20 protein-coding genes and 1 riboswitch are annotated in these 20,554 nt (G+C 67.2%); of the genes, 15 read left to right on the forward strand and 5 right to left on the reverse strand.

Annotated features, from left to right (window positions below; translation table 11 throughout):
- Positions 1–54 precede the first annotated feature (54 nt).
- The 5 genes from ACT3UE_RS03730 to purU form a co-directional block, all read right to left on the reverse strand.
- A complete protein-coding gene (locus tag ACT3UE_RS03730) occupies positions 55–1,245 on the reverse strand; it encodes an ROK family transcriptional regulator (protein WP_444554291.1) in 1,191 nt (396 codons plus the stop codon).
- Between the two features lie 111 nt (positions 1,246–1,356).
- A complete protein-coding gene (locus ACT3UE_RS03735) occupies positions 1,357–2,847 on the reverse strand; it encodes a glutamate--cysteine ligase (protein ID WP_444554290.1) in 1,491 nt (496 codons plus the stop codon).
- A 51-nt stretch (positions 2,848–2,898) separates the two neighbouring features.
- Positions 2,899–3,972 (reverse strand): Gfo/Idh/MocA family protein, encoded by a 1,074-nt coding sequence (locus tag ACT3UE_RS03740; RefSeq protein ID WP_444554289.1) that lies wholly within the window; start codon positions 3,970–3,972, stop codon positions 2,899–2,901.
- Positions 3,973–4,023: 51 nt separating this feature from the next.
- On the reverse strand, positions 4,024–4,545 hold the full coding sequence (locus ACT3UE_RS03745) for a gamma carbonic anhydrase family protein (RefSeq protein WP_444554288.1): 522 nt from the start codon (positions 4,543–4,545) through the stop codon (positions 4,024–4,026).
- Positions 4,546–4,579: 34 nt separating this feature from the next.
- The gene (gene purU / locus ACT3UE_RS03750; RefSeq protein ID WP_444554287.1) at positions 4,580–5,428 is read right to left on the reverse strand and encodes a formyltetrahydrofolate deformylase; all 849 of its coding nucleotides are present in this window, start codon (positions 5,426–5,428) and stop codon (positions 4,580–4,582) included.
- A 92-nt stretch (positions 5,429–5,520) separates the two neighbouring features.
- Between purU and ACT3UE_RS03755 the strand changes: the two genes are divergently transcribed.
- The 15 genes from ACT3UE_RS03755 (at position 5,521) to ACT3UE_RS03825 (ending at position 20,505) form a co-directional block, all read left to right on the forward strand.
- Positions 5,521–7,404, forward strand: a complete 1,884-nt coding sequence (locus ACT3UE_RS03755; protein WP_444554286.1) for a heavy metal translocating P-type ATPase — start codon at positions 5,521–5,523, stop codon at positions 7,402–7,404.
- A gap of 3 nt (positions 7,405–7,407) precedes the next feature.
- Positions 7,408–7,494, forward strand: a riboswitch (ZMP/ZTP riboswitch).
- Between the two features lie 70 nt (positions 7,495–7,564).
- On the forward strand, positions 7,565–8,854 hold the full coding sequence (glyA, locus tag ACT3UE_RS03760) for a serine hydroxymethyltransferase (protein ID WP_444554285.1): 1,290 nt from the start codon (positions 7,565–7,567) through the stop codon (positions 8,852–8,854).
- A gap of 2 nt (positions 8,855–8,856) precedes the next feature.
- Entirely contained in the window at positions 8,857–9,741 is an 885-nt protein-coding gene (locus ACT3UE_RS03765) for a bifunctional methylenetetrahydrofolate dehydrogenase/methenyltetrahydrofolate cyclohydrolase (RefSeq protein WP_444554284.1), read from the forward strand.
- A gap of 187 nt (positions 9,742–9,928) precedes the next feature.
- Complete coding sequence (locus tag ACT3UE_RS03770; protein WP_444554283.1) at positions 9,929–10,717, forward strand: hypothetical protein; 789 nt, start codon at positions 9,929–9,931, stop codon at positions 10,715–10,717.
- 196 nt (positions 10,718–10,913) lie between these two features.
- A complete protein-coding gene (locus ACT3UE_RS03775; RefSeq protein ID WP_444554333.1) occupies positions 10,914–12,017 on the forward strand; it encodes a fatty acid desaturase family protein in 1,104 nt (367 codons plus the stop codon).
- A gap of 59 nt (positions 12,018–12,076) precedes the next feature.
- On the forward strand, positions 12,077–13,018 hold the full coding sequence (locus tag ACT3UE_RS03780) for an ABC transporter ATP-binding protein (RefSeq protein WP_444554282.1): 942 nt from the start codon (positions 12,077–12,079) through the stop codon (positions 13,016–13,018).
- On the forward strand, positions 13,011–13,895 hold the full coding sequence (locus tag ACT3UE_RS03785; protein ID WP_444554281.1) for an ABC transporter permease: 885 nt from the start codon (positions 13,011–13,013) through the stop codon (positions 13,893–13,895). Before ACT3UE_RS03780 ends, ACT3UE_RS03785 begins: the two co-directional genes overlap by 8 nt.
- Before the next feature lies 1 nt (position 13,896).
- On the forward strand, positions 13,897–14,727 hold the full coding sequence (locus ACT3UE_RS03790; RefSeq protein WP_444554280.1) for an ABC transporter permease: 831 nt from the start codon (positions 13,897–13,899) through the stop codon (positions 14,725–14,727).
- 60 nt (positions 14,728–14,787) lie between these two features.
- Positions 14,788–15,147: a VOC family protein gene (locus ACT3UE_RS03795; protein WP_086999433.1), complete on the forward strand. Its 360-nt coding sequence runs from the start codon at positions 14,788–14,790 to the stop codon at positions 15,145–15,147.
- The gene (locus ACT3UE_RS03800) at positions 15,144–16,208 is read left to right on the forward strand and encodes an NAD-dependent epimerase/dehydratase family protein (RefSeq protein WP_444554279.1); all 1,065 of its coding nucleotides are present in this window, start codon (positions 15,144–15,146) and stop codon (positions 16,206–16,208) included. The genes ACT3UE_RS03795 and ACT3UE_RS03800 overlap by 4 nt, the downstream gene beginning before the upstream one ends.
- 79 nt (positions 16,209–16,287) lie before the next feature.
- On the forward strand, positions 16,288–16,809 hold the full coding sequence (locus tag ACT3UE_RS03805) for a hypothetical protein (protein WP_444554278.1): 522 nt from the start codon (positions 16,288–16,290) through the stop codon (positions 16,807–16,809).
- Between the two features lie 24 nt (positions 16,810–16,833).
- Positions 16,834–17,670, forward strand: coding sequence for an exodeoxyribonuclease III (locus ACT3UE_RS03810; RefSeq protein WP_444554277.1), 837 nt, complete (start codon positions 16,834–16,836; stop codon positions 17,668–17,670).
- A gap of 12 nt (positions 17,671–17,682) precedes the next feature.
- Positions 17,683–18,762 (forward strand): tryptophan--tRNA ligase, encoded by a 1,080-nt coding sequence (trpS, locus tag ACT3UE_RS03815; RefSeq protein ID WP_444554276.1) that lies wholly within the window; start codon positions 17,683–17,685, stop codon positions 18,760–18,762.
- A 2-nt stretch (positions 18,763–18,764) separates the two neighbouring features.
- Positions 18,765–19,352, forward strand: coding sequence for a 2'-5' RNA ligase family protein (locus ACT3UE_RS03820; protein WP_444554275.1), 588 nt, complete (start codon positions 18,765–18,767; stop codon positions 19,350–19,352).
- Positions 19,318–20,505 carry a YihY/virulence factor BrkB family protein gene (locus ACT3UE_RS03825; protein WP_444554274.1) on the forward strand — a complete coding sequence of 396 codons (1,188 nt, stop codon included), beginning with the start codon at positions 19,318–19,320 and terminating at the stop codon, positions 20,503–20,505. Before ACT3UE_RS03820 ends, ACT3UE_RS03825 begins: the two co-directional genes overlap by 35 nt.
- The last annotated feature ends 49 nt before the right edge of the window (positions 20,506–20,554 follow it).

Raw genomic sequence — 20,554 nt, forward strand, 5'->3', positions numbered from 1 at the left:
GTGGGTGGTCGAGGGGATTCTTCGGTGCTGGTCGGTCACGGACCGCCGCGGGGGTCAGGGGGCACGGATCCCGACATGCTGGAAGGCCAGTGCCGCGGCTCCCAGGGATTCGGCCCGTTCACCCAGTGAGGACATGACGACGTTCGTGCTTTCGCCGACGATGGGGACGGCATGGCGGTGCAGGCCGCGTCGGATCGGGTCCAGCAACAGTTCGCCCAGACCGGCCAGGGGGCCTCCGACGACGATGGCTTCGGGGTTGAGCAGGTTGGCGATGTTGCCCAGCTCCTGCCCGACGGCCATGCCGGCGTCGTCCAGCACGCGCAGGACCGCCGAGCCGCCGGCGCGTCCCTGCGTGACGATGTCCTCGGCCGTGTGGGGTGGATGCTCGCCCCCGGCCAGCAGGGTCGACATGATGGTGGTGGAGGCGACGGTTTCCAGGCAACCGCGGTTGCCGCAGCGGCAGATCGAGCCATGTTGTTGCACGGTCGCATGGCCGATTTCCCCGGTGATTCCAATGTTGCCGTAGTAGGGGGAACCGTTGATGATCAACCCGGCGCCGATGCCCGAACCGATCTTGATGAAGACCAGGTTATCCACCCCGTTATGCGGACCCCACGTCACCTCGGCCAGGGCTCCGAGGTTGGCGTCGTTGTCGACGATGACCGGGATGTCGAGGACTTCTTCGATGCGTTCCTGCAGGTTCAGCCCCACCCATTCGGGCAGGATGGCCCCCTGGGCGACCGTCCCGCTGCGGCGGTCGATGGGTCCGGGGATGCCCACGCCGGCACCGATGAGGGCACTGCGCTGGAGATCGTGTTCGGCCAGGAGGTCGTCCACGAGCCGTGCGGCGGCGGCGATGCCTTCTTCGCCCTGGTGCCCGAGCGGCAGGATCACGGTCTTCTCCGCGATGATCTGGTAGGTCAGCGAGGAGAAGACCACCCGCAGGTGGCGCCGGCCGAAGTCGATGCCGACACCGATGGCCCCGTCGTTGATGAGACGCACGTTCAGGGCCCGGCGTCCCGAACTGGTGGTGGGTTCGGTATCGACCAGGCCGGAGGCCTGCATGAACTTCACGATGTTGGAGACGGTGGCCGTGGACAGCCCCGTCTGGCGGGAGAGCTCGGCCTGGGTTGCGGGGCCGGCGAGCAGGCTATCGATGAGGCGTTGCTGGTTCAGGTGGCGCAATGCGGATTGCGATCCGGGACTCCTGGGGCCGCCATGTGATCCAGCTCTCGTTTCTTGCATGCTGAAAAGTCTGCAACAAGGATTTGTTGCCGTCAATAAGTAAACGCAAGAATTAAAAAACTAGTGGCTTGTGTATGGAGGGTTACGTCAATGGGGGAGGGGTGCAGTTCCTTAAGGCAGCGGCCACTCGTGGACCGGGCCCGAATGGTGCATGTGGTCCCAGTACAGCCGGGTCATTTCCTGCAGGGCATGGCGGCGGTCCAGCCCGCGGGCCTCGAGCCGGTCGAGGGCCTGGATCTGCCAGAGGGCCCCGTTCTGTTCGGTGCGGGCCCGTTCGCGCAGCACGTCGAGATACCGCGCGGCCACGGCATCCTCGACGCCCAGATCCGCCAATCCCTCGGCGGCCAGCGGGATCAGGTGGCGCACGATGAGCTCGGACACCGGGATCTCCCCGACCCCGGGCCAGTAGACCATGGCATGGAGCCCGTCGCGGGCGCAGGTCAGGAAGTTCTCCGTGGCCGTGCCGAAGGCCATCCGTGACCACAACGGACGTTGGGACCTGCGCAGCCGGCGGACCAGCCCGAAGAAGAACGCCGCATTGGCCACCGTGTCCAGCACGGAGGGACCGGCGGGCAGCAGCCGGTTTTCCAACCGCAGGTTCGGCCTCTGAACCCCCGGGTCGTAGATGGGCCGGTTCCAGCGGTAGACGGTCCCGTTATGCAGGCGCAGTTCGTGCAGATACGGGGCCCCCGCCTTCGTCTTCTGCGGACGCCGTCCAGCCAGTTCGGGGAGCAGCGCCGGGAAATAGCGCACATTCTCTTCGAAGAGGTCGAAGATCGAGGTGATCCACCGATCGCCGAACCAGACGCGGGGCCGTACCCCCTGGGCCCGCATTTCCGGGGCCCGGGTGTCGATCGACTGCTTGAATAATTCGATCCGGGTCTCGTGCCACAACACCCGTTCCAGGAACACCGGGGAGTTGGCGGCCAAGGCGATCTGGGGTCCGGCCATGATCTGGGCCGCGTTCCAAGCCGGGGCGAATTCGGCCGGGCTCAGTTGGACGTGGAGCTGGACGGAGGTGCAGGCGGCCTCCGGGGCGATCGTGGGGGCATAGAACCTCAGGCGTTCCTGGCCGGAGATATCGATCAACACGTCCTCGCCGCGGGCCTGCAGCACCGAGGTGTTCAGGGCGGCGTAGCGCTTGCCGGTGCTCATCCAGTCGGGGTCCTGCAACTGCTCGGGACGCAGGGTGGGCAGGATGCCGGTCATCAACAAATCGGCACCGACCTGGTCGGCCTGGGCGTCGGCATGGTTGAGCTGGGCCCGCAGCCCCTCCTCCAGATCGCGCAGCCCGCGACCCGAGACGTCCAGGGCCGGATGGTTCAGTTCGATGTTGAAGGCACCGATCTCGGTTTGGAAGGCCTCGTCGGCGATGGATTCCAGGACTTCGGTGTTGCGCATCGCCGGGGTGAAGTCCTCGTTGGCGAGGTTCAGTTCCAGCTCGACGCCGATGGTCCCCGAGGCGGCGAAATGCCCGTTCGAGAGGAAGTCCTCGAAGGTCTCGAGGTTCTCGTTCAGGCGTTCACGGTACCGGGTGCGTTGCGCCCGGGTGAAGGTCTTCTTCCTGACTTCTGCTCCCATGGCCTGAGCGTACTGGGGCATTGGTCATCTGTATACGGATGCGGGCCTGCACGCCGGCGGGGGCCGGAGGCCCTAGCGGCCGCGGTCGTTGAGGTAGCTGACCCCCAACTGGTTGCGGACCCCGTCGAACAGCCGCAGGGTATCCACCGAATCCTCCCAGCTCATCGTCGGGCTCTGGGTCAGTCCCTGTTGGATGCAGCGGGTGGCCTCGCGCAGTTCATAGACGTAGTTCCGGCCCACCGTGTCGAACCTCTCGGTCCTGGCCTGACCGTCGAGGGGGTGGACCTCGAAGGAGGGCGGGTTGTTCAGCGGGCCGGTGATGCGCAGGAAACCGGTGCTGCCGGAGATCACCGCCTCCCGGGGTCCTGCGCCGTTCAACGAACAGAGCAGTTGGGCCTGGGCGCCCGAGCCGTAGGTGAGGGTCAACGACTCCTGGGTGTCGATCCCGTCGTCGTTCAGGGTCCCCACCGCCTGGACCGACTGGGGGAAGCCCAGGGCCCCGAGCGCCCAGGTCAGCGGATAGACCGCCAGATCCAGCAGGGCCCCACCACCGGCTGCGGGGTCGAAGAGCCGCCAGGTCCTGTCGTAGTCCGCCGGGAAGCCGAGATCGGCCCGGACCCAGGCGACTTCCCCGATCGCCCCGGCCTCCAGGAGGTCCAGGGCACGGTGGACGGCCGGCAGGAACCGGGTCCAGACGGCTTCCATCAGAAACAGGCCGCGGGACCTGGCCAGTTCCACCAGCTCGGCGGCTTCGGCGGCATTGATGGTCAGCGCCTTCTCGCACACGACATGCTTGCCCGCCTGCAGGGCCGCGAGGGCGACGGCGAAGTGCTGGGCATGAGGGGTGGCGATGTAGACCGCGTCGACGGCCGGGTCGGCAAACAGCCGATCGTGGCCCGACACCCCGTCCAGGGGGCCGTAGGCGACGGCGAAACCGTGGTCGGCGGCGAAGGCGGCCGCCCGGCCTGCGTCGCGGGAACTGACGGCGTGCAGCGTCGCATCCTCGAGCAGGCCGAGATCACCGACCACCGTCGCGGCGATGCGCCCCGTGGAGACCACCCCCCACCGGAGGGGCCGTCCCGTGGCGGTCAGGGGTGATCCGGCGTCGGGCGCGGCGCAGGGCGGGGTGGGGAAACGGGGGTTCATGCCCCCAGCTTGGCATGACGCAGGGGGCCCGGCAATCGGGGGCGTTCCGGCTCAGCCTGCGTTGGCGTCGCGGTGCTTGCCCGCCAGGACGAGGTAGTGCTCGGTGTTGGTGCGCAGCGACTCGACCTCCTCGTCGCTGAGTTCGCGGCGGACCTTGGCCGGGACCCCGGCCACCAACGAACGCGGCGGGACGTCGGTGCCCTCCAGCACCAGGGCGCCGGCCGCCACGAGGGACTGCTCACCGATCCGGGCGCCGTTCATGACGGTGGCGCTCATGCCCACCAGGGAGCCGTCGCCGATGGTGCAGCCGTGGATGACCGCGGAGTGGCCGACGGAGACGCCGGTACCCACGGTGGTGGGGAAGCCGGTGTCGGCGTGGACGACCACGTTGTCCTGCAGATTGGTGTCGTCGCCGATGCGGATCGGGGCGGAATCCCCGCGCACGGACACCCCGTAGAAGGCACTGGCGCGCTCGCCGAGCTCCACATCGCCACTGAGCGTGGCCGTGGGGGCCGTGAAGGCCGAGGAGGCGATCTTCGGGGTATGGGAATCGATGGTGATGATGTGTGTCATGGGGCGAGTCTACAAACCCCGGGGCCCCGGAAGGCTAGTTGAAGACCACGGTCCGGCGCCCGTCGAGCAGGATCCGCCGTTGGGCGGCCCACTGCACGGCCTGGGCCAGCGTGCTTCCCTCGACGCTGCGGCCCATGGCCACGAACTGGCTGGGGGTCTGGGAATGGTTGACCCGGATGACCTGCTGTTCGATGATCGGGCCCTCGTCGAGATCCGCGGTCACGAAGTGCGCCGTCGCCCCGATCATCTTCACGCCCCGGGCGTGGGCCTGGTGGTAGGGCCTGGCCCCCTTGAAGGAAGGCAGGAACGAATGGTGGATGTTGATCGCCCGCCCGGACAACCCCCGGCACAGTTCGTCCGAGAGGATCTGCATGTACCGGGCCAACACCACCAATTCGATGTCATGGTGCTCCACCAGCTCCAACAGCCGGGCCTCGGCGTCGGCCTTGGTGGCGGGGGTGACCGGGAGATGCAGGAAATCCACCCCGTAGAACTCCGCCATCGGGGCCAGGTCCCGGTGGTTGGAGACGATGAGCGGGACCTCGATCGGCAGGGACCCGGCGCGCTGCTGGTACAGCAGGTCGTTCAAGGCGTGTCCGGCGGTGGAACACATGATCAGGGTGCGCAGCGGCCGGGCCTCGGCGTGGACGGCGAGCTCCATGGCGAAGCGGGCGGCCACGGCATCCAAGCGGGACTGGACCTGCTCCTGACCGGCCTCGGTGGAAACGGCGACGCGCATGAAGAAGGACCCCGATTCGGGGCTTTCGAACTGCTGGGATTCGGTGATGTTGCATCCGGCCTCCAACAGGGCGCCGGACACCGCATGCACGATGCCCGGCTGGTCGGCGCAGGAGAGGGTCACGATGAATTGCTGGCTGGTCACCCCCGGAGTTTATCGGGGCCCGCAGGCGTCAGCGAAAACGAGGGTCCACCCGGGTCATGGAACTCCCGGGGACAACAGGCTATGACTAGGGCATGGTGATTCTTCGTTTCCTGAGGCGGTACCCGCTTTTTGCGGCCACCGTGGGGTTCGGACTGCTGACCGTCGGGCTGAACATCGGCGGCCTGCACGGGCCGGCCCGGCTGGTCGCCTCCGGCTTCGCCCTGGTCGTGGCCGCGACGGTCTGTGTGGACATGGTCAAAGACCTGCTGCGTGGACACTGGGGGATCGACGTGTTGGCCCTGACGGCGATCGTGGCCACCGTGGTCGTGGGTGAATACCATGCGGCCTTGGTCATCTGCCTGATGCTGACCGGGGGAGAAGGGCTCGAGGACGCGGCCCAGTACCGTTCACGGCGGGAACTGACCGGACTGTTGGACCGGGTCCCGCGGACCGCCCAACTGGTTGCCTCCGACGGCACCGTCTCCGAGACCCCGCTCGAGGACGTGGCCGCCGGTGACATCGTGTTGTTACGCCCCTCCACCGTGGTTCCGGTGGACGGGACGCTGCTGGAAGGCAGCGCAGATTTCGACGAATCCGCGGTGACCGGTGAATCCTTGCCGGTGACCCGGGCGGCGGGGGAACCCGTGCCCTCCGGCGCCGTGAACGGCACGGTGGCGGTATCGCTGCTCGCCACCGCCACGGCGGCCGACTCGCAATACGCCCGGATCGTGGCCCTGGTCCAGCAGGCCGCCGAATCGCGGGCACCGCTGGTGCGCCTGGCCGACCGGTACGCAGTCCCCTTCACACTCTTCGCCTATCTGGTGGGCGGGCTCGCCTGGTGGCTTTCGGGGGATCCGGTGCGGTTCGCCGAGGTCCTGGTCGTCGCCACCCCGTGTCCGTTGCTGATCGCCGCCCCGGTGGCCTTGATGGGAGGGATGAGCCAGGCGGCCCGTGAGGGGGCGATCGTGAAGGACGGCGGAACCCTGGAACGGCTGGGCCGGGTGAAGACGGCGGCCTTCGACAAGACCGGGACCCTGACCACGGGGACCCCGCGGCTGAAGCGCATCGCGGTCACCCCGGGTCTGACCGGCGGGCTCGATGCGGATCGGGTTCTGGAACTGGCGGCCTCGCTGGAGGCCTACTCCACCCACGCCTTCGCCCCCGCCGTCACGGCGGCCGCCCGCACCCGCGGGATGGCCCTGCACCCGGTGGAGGATGCCACCGAGATGGCGACCGAAGGGATCAGCGGCACCGTTGAAGGCCACCGGGTGATGGTGGGCAAACCACGGTGGATCGCCGACCACAGCTCCGGATTCGCCCCCGGATCCCTCCAAGCCGGCGAAGCCGGTGTCTACCTGGGAATCGACGGCGTCCACGTCGGGATGCTGGTGATGAGCGACCCGCTGCGCCAGGAGGCGGCGGGCATGATGGCGCGCCTGGACCGGGCGGGGGTCAAGGACCGGGTGATGCTCACCGGTGACATCGCCGCGACGGCGCAGGACGTGGCCCGCCAGGTGGGGCTGACCGACGTCCGGGCCGAGCTGCACCCGGGGCAGAAGGTCGACCTGCTGGCGGCCTTGCCGCACCGCCCGGTGATGATGGTCGGGGACGGGATCAATGACGCCCCTGTGCTGGCGGCCGCCGACGTCGGGGTCGCGATGGGCGTCCATGGGGCCACTGCGGCCTCCGAAAGCGCCGACGTCGTGATCATGATCGACGACGTCTCGGTGGCGGCCACGGCGGTGGAGATCGGCCAACGCACCGTCAGGGTGGCCCGCCAATCCATCTGGATCGGGATCCTGCTCTCCGTGGGCCTCATGGTCTACGCCTCCACGGGGGGCCTTCCGGCACTGTTCGGCGCCCTGGCCCAGGAGGTCGTGGACGTGGTGGCCATCGCCAACGCCCTGCGGTCCCTGAGCGGTCCGGCCACGTCATCGCAGGTCCGCAGGACTGCGACGGCAGGCTCCATCCAGTAACATGAAAGGCGTCGTGACTGGCGCTGGTGGATGACCACAAGGGAGCGGCAACAGCAGGAACCAAACGGATCGCGCGCCTGGGCCCGGGGGTCTCCGCAGCGGCGCCTGCCGCCGGGGTGGCCCCTAATCGAAGACCATCCCCGCAGCAGGAGAAGATTTCGTGAGCACACCACACCCCGTCACCAACCAACCACTATCCGAAGTGGACCCGGAGATCGCCGCGGTGCTGACCGCAGAACTCGGCCGCCAACGCAACACCCTGGAAATGATCGCCTCGGAGAACTTCGCCCCGCGATCGGTCCTGCAGGCCCAGGGTTCGGTGCTGACCAATAAATACGCCGAAGGCTACCCGGGGAGGCGCTACTACGGCGGCTGCGAGCACGTCGACGTGGCCGAGAACCTGGCCCGGGACCGCGTCAAGTCGCTCTTCGGTGCCAAATACGCCAACGTGCAACCGCATTCGGGGGCCACGGCCAATGCCGCGGCCCTGGCGGCCATGATCAACCCCGGGGACAAGATCCTCGGCCTGTCCCTGGCCCACGGGGGCCACCTCACCCACGGGATGAAGCTGAACTTCTCGGGCAAGCTCTACGCGGTCGCCGCCTACGAGGTCGATCCCGAGACGTTCACCATCGACATGGACAAGCTGCGGGCCCAGGCCATCCAAGAGAAGCCGCAGGTCATCATCGCCGGCTGGTCCGCCTACCCGCGCCAGCTCGATTTCGCGGCCTTCCGTTCGATCGCCGACGAGGTCGGGGCACTGCTCTGGGTCGACATGGCCCACTTCGCGGGACTCGTCGCCGCCGGTCTGCACCCCAACCCCGTCGAATACGCCGACGTCGTGACCTCCACGGTGCATAAGACCCTCGCCGGACCGCGCTCGGGCCTGATCCTGACCAACGACCTGGAACTGTATAAGAAGATCAACTCCAACGTGTTCCCGGGCCAGCAGGGCGGGCCGCTGATGCACGCCATCGCCGGCAAGGCCGTGGCCTTCAAGATCGCCGCGGGGGAGGAGTTCCGCGAACGTCAGGAACGCACCGTCGAAGGAGCCCGCCTGCTCGCTGCGCGGCTCACCGCCCAGGACGTCACCGCAGCGGGGATCTCCGTGCTCACCGGCGGGACCGACGTCCATCTGGTCCTGGTGGATCTGCGTGATTCCGCGTTGGACGGCCAGCAGGCGGAGGATCTGCTGCACTCGATCGGCATCACCGTGAACCGCAACGCCGTCCCCTTCGACCCGCGTCCGCCGATGACCACCTCGGGTCTGCGCATCGGGACCCCGGCACTGGCCACCCGTGGTTTCGGGGCCGCCGAATTCACCGAGGTCTCCGATATCATTGCCACCGCCCTGCGGGACGGGGAAGCGGCCGATACCGCCACCCTGGGTGCCCGTGTGGAGCGCCTGGCAGCAGACTTCCCCCTCTACGCCGAACTGGAGCAGTGGTGATCATGACTGAACGCGCACGAATCCTCGATGGAAAAGCCACTGCGAAGACGATCAAGGCCGAACTGACCGAACGGGTCGCCGCCCTGAAGGAACGCGGCATCACTCCGGGACTGGGAACCGTCCTGGTCGGGGAGGACCCGGGCTCGAAATGGTACGTCGGGGGCAAGCACAAGGACTGTGCCGAAGTGGGGATCACCTCGATCCGCATCGACCTGCCCTCGGACACCAGCCAGGAGGACCTGCTGGCGGCCGTCCACGAGCTGAACGAGAACCCCGAATGCACCGGCTACATCGTCCAGCTCCCCCTGCCGGAGCACATCGACCAGGACGTGGTCCTGGAAGCCATGGACCCGTCCAAGGACGCCGATGGCCTGCACCCGATGAACCTGGGCCGGCTGGTGGCCAACGTGAACCGGCCGATGGTGTCGCCGCTGCCCTGCACCCCCAAGGGTTGTGTGGAGTTGCTGGCCCGCCACGGGATCGAACTCGACGGCAAGAACGTCCTGGTCGTCGGCCGCGGGGTGACCATCGGGCGACCGATCGGCCTGCTGTTGACCCGCCGGCAGGTCAATGCCACCGTCACCCTGGCCCACACCGGCACCCGGGATCTGGCCGAGCACCTCTCCCGGGCCGACGTCGTCATCGCCGCCGCCGGGAAGGCCCATATGATCAAGGCCCCCGACCTCAAACCGGGAGCCATCGTTCTTGATGTCGGCGTCAGCCGGGTCGACGACGGCAGCGGCAAGGCGGTCGTCACCGGAGACGTGGAACCTGCGGCCTACGACGTCGCCTCGTGGATCTCCCCGAACCCCGGCGGGGTGGGGCCGATGACCCGCGCCATGCTGCTGGACAACGTCGTGGACAGCGCCGAACGCCAGGCCGACTGAGACCACCAGGACAGGTGCCCGGGAACCCCAGGGGTCCCGGGCACCCGTGCGTGGTCGTCGAGGCCGCGGCGGGTCGGCGGCCCCGCAGGGTTTCCCCGGATGGGAATGCTGTCATCACGCGGGCGTGGATGGTAGACATGCGGTGTAAGGTCCCGAAGTTTCCCACCCAGCCAAGGGGTTTGATCACATGGATACCTCACAGATCATTTGGATTGTTGTCGCCGTCGTGGTGGTACTGGTCATCATCGGCATCATCGCCCGCGTGGCCGGCCGGAAGAAGGCCGAACGCAACCGTGAAGAAGCCGGCAGGATCCGTGCCGAAGAGCAGGAAGCCCAGCTCCAGGTCCGAGAACGCGAAAGCTCGGCGCAACGGGCGAAAGCCGACGCCGATGCCGCGGAACTGAAGTCGAAGGAACGGGAGATCGAAGCCCAGCGCCTGCAGGCGGAGGCCAAGGAGGCCGAGGTCGCCGCCGAACGCAAGCGCATGGACGCCGACCGGCAGGCCGCCGCGGCGAGCGAACAGATGGAGGCCTCCGAGGAACGGCTGCGCCAGGCCGAGAAACTGGACCCGGACGCCGGGAAGGAGACCGCCCCGGAGGCCGGGAAGACCGGCAGGGGCCGTCGTGCCGAGGGTCCCGCCGCCGGGGAACCGGTGGACGGCGAGCGTCGCCAGGAACCTGCAGCACCCGGTCGTCGTGAGGATGCTGGACCGGTGGCGGATGAACCACGGGTGACTCGTGAGGGCGATGCCGCGGGGCAGCGGGTTCGTCGGGAGCCAGCAGAACCGGTGGTCGGCGATCCTTTATCCGATGATCGTTCGGACGCCTCCGGCGAGGCCACCGCCCAACGCGCGGATCGCCCCGCAGGACCCGACCTCACCGGGGCCGACGGTCTCGAAACCGATGGCCTCGACACACCTGAGGTTGATCAGCAGGGACGTCCCGGGGACAACCCCAAGCATCTCGACGAAGGCTGACGGTCCGCCCATCGCCGTGCCCGGCCCCGCCGTTTAGGCGTGGCCGGGCGGCGTCATGCGGCCTGTTCGGCGGCCCACGCTCAGTCGTTGCACAGCCCACATGCGTATAGTGGTGATTCAGGGATCATGAGGTTTTCAGTTCCTGCGGCCGCGAGGCCAGGAACTACACTCCGAGGGAGTGCACATGAGCGCTCAAATGCCTTCCATCCTGACCCACGATTCATCGACGACCGCCCCCAAACGGCGCAACGCCGGGGCCCGGAACTTCAGCCTGCTCAAGAACCGGGTCCTCGATGCAGGGCTGATGGGCCGACGCCGTGGCTACTATCTCGGCGTCGTGATGCTGCTGACGCTTCTGCTCGCCGCCGCGGTCACCGGCTTCACCTTGCTGGGCGACAGCTGGTTCCAGCTGTTCGTGGCGGCGGCCCTGGGGATCATCCTCACCCAGTTCGCCTTCCTGGCCCATGAGGCCTCCCACGGGCAGGTGCTGAAGTCGGGTCCGGCCAATGACCGGGTCGGCCGGATCCTCGCCAATGCCGTCGTGGGCATGAGCTACCAGTGGTGGATGAACAAGCACACCCGTCACCACGCCAAGCCGAACACCATCGGCAAGGATCCCGATATCGAACAGGACACCGTCTCCTTCCTTCCCGAGGATGCCGCGGCGCGTACCGGCGTCCTGGCCTGGTTGACCCGCCGGCAGGGATACCTGTTCTTCCCGCTGCTGACGATGGAGGGGTTCAACCTGCACTTCCACTCGTTCCGGTATCTCTTCTCGCGCCGCCCGGTGAAGCAGCGCACCCGCGAGATCCTCATGGTCGCCCTGCGCCTGTCGTTCTACCTGGCGGTCTTGTACATTTTCTTGCCGTGGGGTATTGCCAGCGCTTTCCTGGGCGTCCAGATGGCCGTCTTCGGCGTCTACATGGGTGCCTCATTCGCCCCGAACCACAAGGGCATGCCGCTCATCCCCAAGACCTCCACCATTGACTTCTTCAGCCGCCAGGTCCTGACCTCGCGCAATATCGTGGGACGGACGTCCTTTGGGACCCGCGTTCTCACCGCTGTGTACGGTGGCCTGAATTACCAGGTTGAACACCACCTGTTCCCCAGCATGCCGCGCCCGCACCTGCGCCAGGTCAGCGTCATGGTCCGCGAGTACTGCCAGGAACTGAAGGTGCCCTACACGGTCGCCTCGGTCGGTGAATCCTACGGCCAGGTCGTGAAGTACCTGAACACGGTGGGACTGAACGCCCGCGACCCGTTCGATTGCCCGATGGTCCAGGAATACCGCCCCCACTAAACCAGGACGACCACGCTGATTGGCTGGTGCCAATCACTCGTTGCCAGTAGAGTGCGGATGTGATTCAGAACCCATCTCGCCCCGCGGTCATCGTTGCCGACCAGCTGACCAAACGCTACGGGGACTTCACCGCCGTGGACTCCATCTCCTTCGAGGTCCCGGCCGGGGAATCCTTCGGGCTGCTCGGGCCCAACGGCGCCGGCAAATCCACGACCATGCGGATGATCGGCGGGGTGTCCCAACGCAGCGGCGGGACCCTGAGCATCATGGGGCTGGACCCGGAACAACAGGGCCCCGAAGTCAGGGCGCACCTGGGAGTGGTGCCGCAGGAGGACAACCTCGACCAGGAATTGAAGGTCAGGGACAACCTGATCATCTATGGACGCTACTTCGGGCTGCCGATGAGCTATCTACGACCCAAGGCCGACGAACTGCTGGAATTCGCCCAACTCACCGAGAAGTCCACGGCCCGTGTCGACGACCTCTCGGGAGGCATGAAACGCCGGTTGACCATCGCCCGGTCACTCATCAACGATCCCCGCGTCCTGCTCCTGGACGAACCGACGACCGGGCTGGACCCGCAGGCCCGGCACATCCTCTGGGACCGGCTGTTCCGGCTCAAGGAACGCGGGGTCACACTGATCCTCACCACCCACTACATGGACGAGGCCGAACAACTCTGCGACCGGCTGATCGTGGTGGACCAGGGCCGGATCATGGCCGAGGGGTCCCCGGCGGCCCTCATCCGGGAATACTCCACCCGTGAGGTCCTCGAGCTGCGCTTCGGGGCCGACCGCAATGCCGGGGCCGCCGACGCCGTGGCGGGGATCGGGGAGAGGATCGAGGTCCTGCCGGATCGGTTGCTGATCTATGCGCACGACGGCGAAGCAGCCCTGGACGCCGTGACGGCCCGGGGCCTGACCCCGCTGACCTCGCTGGTGCGCCGTTCATCGCTGGAGGACGTGTTCCTCCGGTTGACCGGGCGGAGCCTCATTGAATAACCACGAAGCAGCACCTTCCACCACCGGGCCCAGCCGGCCGGCGTCGTTGACGCCGTTGGTCCCGCATCCGCCCGCCACCAGCGCCCGCAAGACCCGGAGGTTCGGCAGCTGGTACGTCGCCGAACAGTACCTCCGAGCGATGAAGGGCTATCTGGACATCGTCATTGCCTACTCCGTGGGCAACCCACTGATCTACCTGTTCGCCATGGGGGTCGGATTGGCCTCGCTGGTCGATGCGAACTCCGGGACTGCGAGCTTCGACGGCGCCAGCTACCTGCAGTTCGTGGCCCCGGCCCTCCTGGCCTCCGCGGCCATGATGACCGCGTCGGGGGAATTCACCTACGGGGTGATGTCCGGATTCAAATGGTGGAAGACCTATTACGGGCCGCTGGCCACCCCGCTGACCCCGCAACAGATCTGCCAGGGCCATGCGCTGGCCGTCGCGATCCGGATCCTGGGTCAGAGCATCGTCTATCTGGTCATCGTGCTCCTCTTCGGTGCGGCCACCAGCGGTTGGGCCGTCTTGTCGATCCTCACCGCCTCCCTGGCCGGATTGGCCTTTGGCCTGCCGCTGATGGCCTACTCGGCCTCGGTCAGGGACGACAAGGGCCAATTCGCACTCGTCGAACGATTCATCGTCATGCCGCTCTTCCTGTTTTCCGGCACGTTGTTCCCGTTGTCGACGCTGCCCTGGTTCCTGCAGTGGATCGGATGGATCTCCCCGGTCTGGCACGCCACCGAAATCGGGCGGGTGCTCTCCTACGGGTATGCCGAGCCCCTCTGGCTCTCCGTGGTGCACGTGCTCTACCTGCTGGCATTGACCGGCGGGGGACTGTTGCTCGCCCGTCGGGTCTATGCCCGCCGGCTGGAGGGATGAAATGAGTCTGATCCGTGACGCCGACCTCGTCCTGAAGCCCGACCGCCGCCCCTTCGCCGCCCTGTACTCACGCAATATCCGGGCCGTGATCGAACGTGGCCTCATGGCCACCCGGACCTCCAACGCGGCCATCATGATCTCCGGATTCGTCGAACCCGTGCTCTACCTGCTCTCGATGGGGATCGGGCTGGGTGCGCTGATCGGGACCGTCCAGGGTCCCGAAGGAACCCCGATCAGCTACGCCGCCTACATCGCGCCGGCCCTGCTGACGGTCTCGGCGATGAACGGGGCGCTGTACGACTCCACCATCAACGTCTTCTTCAAGATGAACTACGGCAAGCTCTACCAGAACATGCTCCACACCTCGTTGGGCCCGCTGGATGTGGCCTTGGGGGAGATCTTCCTGGCCCTGTTGCGCGGATTCCTCTACGCCACCGGGTTCACCATCGTCATGGCGGCCATGGGATTGATCACCACCTGGTGGGCCTTGCTGATGGTCCCGGCCGCGGTCCTGATCGCCTTCGGCTTCGCATCGATCGGCATGGGCATCACCTCCTATATCCGGACGTTCCAACAGTTGGACTGGGTCACGTTCATCATGCTGCCGATGTTCTTGTTCTCGGCGACGTTCTACCCGCTGGATGTCTACCCCCAGGCCATCCAGTGGCTGATCCAGGTGTTGCCGCTCTGGCACGGGGTCGAGCTGCTGCGCCAGCTCTCGGTGGGTGCCTTCGGGGTCATGACGGTGGTGCATGTGCTCTATTACGTGCTGATGATCGGCGGCGGAATGATGCTGACCACGAATCGTCTGCGGGCCCTGTTCCTGAAGTGAGATGGGTGTCGGAGGCCTCCGGCAGGTAGTCTGGTCCGGACCAGAACCCAAGGAGGCGCCGTGATCGGCAGTTGGCATGCGGTCGTCATCGACTGCGAAGACACGGAAATCATGGCAGATTTCTACGAAAAAGCCCTCGGCATGGTGCGGGTGCAGCATGACGACGACGGATGGATCACCATCGGGGACGCCCCCGACCGGCCCGCCATCGCCTTCCAGCGTGTGGAGAACTACCAGCCCCCCGAGTGGCCGGGCCAGACCCACCCGCAGCAGGCCCACCTGGACATCCGGGTCGACGACCTGGATGTCGCCGAGGAAGCCGTGCTCAAACTCGGTGCGACCTCGATGAACACCGGCGGACAGAACTACCGCGTCTACCTGGACCCCCAGCGCCACCCCTTCTGCCTCGTGTCCTGGTGACCCCGGGCCCGCAGCGGACCTCTCGGCGCCGTGCGGTCGTCCTGGGCGGTACCGGCCTGCTCGGACGGGCCACCGCCGCCCGACTGGCCTCCGCTGGATGGGCGGTGGACGTGACCGGTCGGGACCGGCACCACCTGCCAGCCGATCTGGGCCGGGCCGGGGTGCGTTTCGTCGCCGCGGACCGCTACGATCCCGTGGCCCTGGCCGCCGTCATCGGCGACGGGGCGGATCTCGTCGTGGACACGCTGAGCTACACCGCGGGGCATGCGCGCAGCCTGCTTCCCCTGCGGGATGACATCGGACGGGTGGTGATGCTCTCCAGCAAGGCCGTCTATGTCGACGCCGAAGGCCGGCATGTGAATTCGGCCCACCGGCCGGAATTCACCGGCCCTATCGCCGAGGACCACCCCACCCTGGCTCCCGGGAGCATGCCGTTCGCCTCCGCCGCAGGGTATGGGCCGAATAAGGTCGCTGCCGAACTGACGCTGCTGGAATCCGGGGCGAACGCCACGGTCATCCGGGCTTCGAAGGTCCACGGGGTCGGCGCCGCGCCCGCCCGGGAATGGGCCTTCGTCCGCCGGGTTCTGGACCGCCGCCGGGTGCTGGTGCTGGCCGGACGCGGTAGGGGGACGGACCATACGACGGCCGCGGTGAACACCGCGGCCCTGATCGAATGCGTCGCCGAGGCCCCCGAGGGGGCCCGGGTGCTCAACAGCGCCGACCCCGACGCCCCCAGCGGGCTGGACATCGCCCGCGTGGTCGCCGCGCAGCTGGGCCATGACTGGCACGAGGTCCTCCTGGACGACGACGCCCCGGAAGGCCTGGGGGCCCATCCCTGGGACTCCCGGCCCGCCATCGTGCTGGACACCACGGCGTCACGGGACCTGGGCTACGTTCCGGTGGGAACCTACGCACAAACGGTCACCGACGAACTGGATTGGTTGGCCGGGCTGCCGCGGGAAAGCTTCGCCGGAAGCCCGCACTTCGGCGATTTCGCCGCGGACTATGCTGCCGAGGACGCGTATCTGCGCCGGTTCCCTGGCTTGCTGCCGCACCGCTGAGCCTCGCCGGATCCTGCCGGGGTGTTCGCCCACGGGAAACTTGTCCCGGACAGCGCCCCGGGTTTGGGATACTAGGAACATGGAACCCATCGGCACGGCCCGCCCCGGCTCGGAAAAGAAGATCACCCTCAAGGCCAGCACCCTGTCGTTGGCCGTCATGGTCACTGTCTTCCTGGTGGCGGTCGTGTTCGCCGCCAACCAGAACGACGTGATCGGGTGGATCGTCGCCGTGATCTCACTGGGCTGGCTGCTGCTGGCCGCCTTCCTGGTCTTCGGTCTGCGCCGCGGCGCCCGCAAGGTCAGCAGCCAGCTGCAGAACGCCTCCGCCTCCATGGCGGCCCGCGCCCGCCAGCCCGAGCCTGCCGAAACCGTCGTGGTGGACGAAGGATCGCGCACCCGTGACCTGAAACTGGAACACTCCTTCAAGATCGTCCAGGTCCAGGCCGGGGTCATCAAGGAGCACCTTGATGCCGGCGGGGACGACGCCCGGGGCATGGTCGACCGCGCGGTGGAAACGATCGAGATCACCGCGCACAACGCCCGGGAGATGATGAAGCCCTCCGGTGGCAGTGATCCACTCTCCGGGGAAGTCATCGACTAGGAATTCTTCGGTAAGCTGGATCAGGTGAGTACAGCAGAGGAACAGAACCAGGCCAAGAACCCGGGCGCCGTACGCGTCGCCTCCGTCAATCTCAACGGCATCCGCGCCTCCTACCGGCGCGGCATGGCCGATTGGCTGAAGGACCGGGACATCGACATCCTGACCATGCAGGAAGTGCGTGCACCGGACGAGATCGTGCGCGAACTCCTCGGCGATGACTGGCACATCCTGCATGCCGAGGCGGAAGCCAAGGGCCGCGCCGGGGTGGCCATCGCCTCCCGCCAGGCGCCGACCGCCACCCGGGACCACATCGGCGAGGACTACTTCAAGACCTCCGGCCGCTGGGTCGAAGCCGACTTCGACCTCAACGGCGAGCAGGTCACCGTCGTCAGCGCCTACGTGCACTCCGGTGAGGTCAACAGCCCCAAACAGGACGATAAATATCGTTTCCTCGACGTCATGACCACCAAGCTGCCGGAGCTGAAGGCGGCCTCCAAGCACGTGCTGGTCACCGGTGACCTCAACGTCGGACACACCGAACGCGATATCAAGAACTGGAAGGGCAACGTCAAGAACTCCGGCTTCCTCCCCGAGGAACGCGCCTATTTCGACCGTTTCTTCGGTGAGGAGATCGGTTTCAAGGACGTGGCCCGTGAACTGGCAGGGGACGTCGACGGCCCCTACACCTGGTGGTCCTACCGCGGCAAGGCCTTCGACAACGACACCGGGTGGCGGATCGACTACCAGATGGCGACCCCGGACCTGGCCGCCCTGGCCTCCAACGCCGTCGTCGACCGCGCCCCGAGCTACGACACGCGCTTTTCCGACCACGCACCACTGGTCGTCGACTACCAGTTCTAGGAAGAACCCACCATGACTGACACTGAAGCAGCGGCCGAACGTCGGCCGCGCGTCCTCTCGGGGATGCAACCCTCCGCCGACTCCCTGCACCTGGGCAACTACCTCGGGGCGCTCGTCAACTGGGTCAAGGCGCTGGACGACTACGACGCCTTCTTCTTCGTCCCCGACATGCATGCGATCACCGTCGGGCACGACCCGGCCTCGCTGCGTGAACGCACCCGGACGACCGCCGCCCAGTACATTGCCGGGGGCATCGACCAGGACGCGGCCACGCTGTTCGTCCAGTCCCACGTCCCCGAGCACGCCCAACTGGCCTGGGTGCTCAACTGCATCACCGGGTTCGGCGAGGCCTCGCGGATGACCCAGTTCAAGGACAAGTCGGCCAAGGGCGGACAGGATGCCGTGAGCGTCGGCCTGTTCACCTACCCGGTGCTGATGGCCGCGGACATCCTGCTCTACCAGCCGCATGCGATTCCGGTGGGTGACGACCAGCGCCAGCATGTGGAACTCGCCCGGGACCTGGCCCAGCGTTTCAACCACCGTTTCGGGGAGACGTTCAGGATCCCGGAACCGCTCATCCAGAAGGAAGGCGCCCGGATCTACGATCTACAGGACCCGACCTCGAAGATGTCCAAATCCGCGTCGAGCCCGAACGGGTTGATCAATATCCTGGACGACCCGAAGGTCATCACCAAGCGGATCAAATCCGCGGTGACCGACAACGACACCGTCATCGCCTTCGATCGGGACGGGAAGCCAGGTGTCTCCAACTTGTTGGAGATCCTCTCCACCATCACCGGCACCCCGGTGGACGGGTTGGTGGAGGAATATGAGGGCAGGATGTACGGGCACCTGAAGGTCGATGTGGCCGACGCCGTGGTCTCCCGGGTCGAACCGATCCGCCGCAGGACCCTGGAACTGCTGGACGACTCAGCGGAATTGGACCGCCAATTGGCGGTCGGGGCGGCCCGGGCCCGTGAAGTCGCCTCCACCACCCTGGAGGCGGTCTACTCGAACATCGGGTTCCTGCCGGCGCGGACCGAGACGGCGTTCGACGCGGCGGGCCCCGACGCTGGCCAGAGCCCGCGATAACGATGAGCATCCCTGCGTCGGGCACCACGACCCCCGGGGCCACCGGTCCCGGGGGCGAGGGGGTCGGCGTGGGGATCGTCATCCCGCTGCCCGAACCGCACCGCTCGGAGCTGAGGGAACACCGGTTGTCCTTCGGGGATCCGGTGGCCCGCAGCGTCCCGCCACACATCACCCTGATCACCGGCGCCCGGGCCGCCGACTGGGCCGCAGCACGCGCCCATGTGCGCCGGGTCGCCGCGGGTACGGCGCCCTTCAGCCTCAGGCTCCACGGGACCGAGACCTTCCGGCCCGTCTCCCAGGTGGTGTTCCTGCGGGTCACCGAGGGATTCGACGCCTGTGTGTCGCTGCATCGGCAGCTGCAGGCCGGCCCGCTGGAAACGCGCGCCGAATTCCCCTTCCACCCGCATCTGACCCTGGCCCACGATCTGGCCGAGGAACCGATGCAGCGGGCCATGACCTCCTTGGCCGGCTACGACGCCACCTTCCCGGTGGATAGAATCGGGTTGTTCGAGTACGACGCCGAAGGCCTCTGGGCCCTGCAGGAGGAACTGACACTTGGCCAAGACGGCGCGCATCCCGACCCAGCGTAGGCGCGGCAGCCCTCCGGCCAGCACCGCCGCCTATAGCGATCCGGCCCGATCGACGGCGGATCTGGGCACGCTGATCTCCCCGTTGGACCGGGCGGGCCTGCACACCAAGGCCATGCATCAACGGGCCGCCCTGGGACGGGCCCGCCGGGAAAAAGCCGGCCTGCCGAAGATCGCGATCGCCGGCGTCGGAGCCCTGATGGGACGACTGAACGTCTGGAAGCCGTTACGTGTCTTCACCCTCTACGGGCAGCGCCATGGGTCGGTGATGGCGGCGGGCGCCGCCTATAAGATGTTCTTCTCCATTGCTGCACTGCTGGTCGTGGGCTTCTCCGTTCTGGGCATCCTGGCCAGTGGCAACCAACAACTGCAGGAATTCGTGGTTGACGGCGTCGCCAAGACCACCCCCGGGCTGATCGATACCGGGGACGGGGGACTGGCAACCCCGCAACAGCTCTTCCGCACGCGGGGGTTCGGGTGGGCTCTGGTGATCTCCACCGTCGTCTCCCTGCTGACCTCATTGCGGTGGATCGCCGGCCTGCGCGAGGGGATGCGCGGGGTCTTCGGGCTGCTCAAATCGCAGTCCAACATCGTCCTGGCCAAGATCAAGGACCTGGGGGTGCTGCTTCTGCTGGGCATCAGCCTGATCCTCACCACCGGCCTGGGGGTCATCGCCAGCACGGCCCTGCAGACGATCATCGACTTCCTGGAGCTGGAATCGACCTTCTCGGTGATGCTGACCCGGGTGGCGAGCCTGGTGGTGATGCTGGTGCTGGACTCGGTGGTCGCGGTGATCCTGTTTCGGCTGGCCTCGGGGATCACCATGCCCCGCGTGGCGCTGCTGCAATCTGCCTTCATCGCCGGGGCCGGTTCCACGCTCCTGCGCTACTTCTCCTCACTGCTGCTGGGCAGCGCGAGCAGCAATCCGATCCTCGCCCCCTTCGCCGTGATCCTGGGGCTGTTCGTCTGGTTCTACCTGCTGAGCCAGGTCTACCTCCTGGCGACCGCCTGGGGTGCGGTGACCACGGCGGACATCGTTGCCACCGCACTGCGCGGAAACCCGAAGGGCCTGCGCTCGCGTTCGAAGCAAATGCTCACGCCGGGACCAGTCGCCCATCTCCCGGCGGGGTGGAAGCAGGGCAGGAACCAGAAATGACGAAGGCGCCGTCCCCGTGGGGGCGGCGCCTTCGTCAGGCCTCGGGGGC

Origin of the sequence: Arthrobacter sp. 179, from assembly GCF_052379645.1 — a bacterium.
Lineage (GTDB): Bacteria > Actinomycetota > Actinomycetes > Actinomycetales > Micrococcaceae > Arthrobacter_H.

Excerpts from the sequence above, each read along its gene's own strand:
- ACT3UE_RS03730 (WP_444554291.1), bottom strand. The coding sequence starts at position 1,245 with ATGCAAGAAACGAGAGCTGGATCACATGGCGGCCCCAGGAGTCCCGGA.
- ACT3UE_RS03735 (WP_444554290.1), bottom strand. The coding sequence starts at position 2,847 with ATGCCCCAGTACGCTCAGGCCATGGGAGCAGAAGTCAGGAAGAAGACC.
- ACT3UE_RS03740 (WP_444554289.1), bottom strand. The coding sequence starts at position 3,972 with ATGAACCCCCGTTTCCCCACCCCGCCCTGCGCCGCGCCCGACGCCGGA.
- ACT3UE_RS03745 (WP_444554288.1), bottom strand. The coding sequence starts at position 4,545 with ATGACACACATCATCACCATCGATTCCCATACCCCGAAGATCGCCTCC.
- ACT3UE_RS03755 (WP_444554286.1), top strand. The coding sequence starts at position 5,521 with ATGGTGATTCTTCGTTTCCTGAGGCGGTACCCGCTTTTTGCGGCCACC.
- ACT3UE_RS03765 (WP_444554284.1), top strand. The coding sequence starts at position 8,857 with ATGACTGAACGCGCACGAATCCTCGATGGAAAAGCCACTGCGAAGACG.
- ACT3UE_RS03770 (WP_444554283.1), top strand. The coding sequence starts at position 9,929 with ATGGATACCTCACAGATCATTTGGATTGTTGTCGCCGTCGTGGTGGTA.
- ACT3UE_RS03775 (WP_444554333.1), top strand. The coding sequence starts at position 10,914 with ATGCCTTCCATCCTGACCCACGATTCATCGACGACCGCCCCCAAACGG.
- ACT3UE_RS03790 (WP_444554280.1), top strand. The coding sequence starts at position 13,897 with ATGAGTCTGATCCGTGACGCCGACCTCGTCCTGAAGCCCGACCGCCGC.
- ACT3UE_RS03805 (WP_444554278.1), top strand. The coding sequence starts at position 16,288 with ATGGAACCCATCGGCACGGCCCGCCCCGGCTCGGAAAAGAAGATCACC.
- trpS (WP_444554276.1), top strand. The coding sequence starts at position 17,683 with ATGACTGACACTGAAGCAGCGGCCGAACGTCGGCCGCGCGTCCTCTCG.
- ACT3UE_RS03820 (WP_444554275.1), top strand. The coding sequence starts at position 18,765 with ATGAGCATCCCTGCGTCGGGCACCACGACCCCCGGGGCCACCGGTCCC.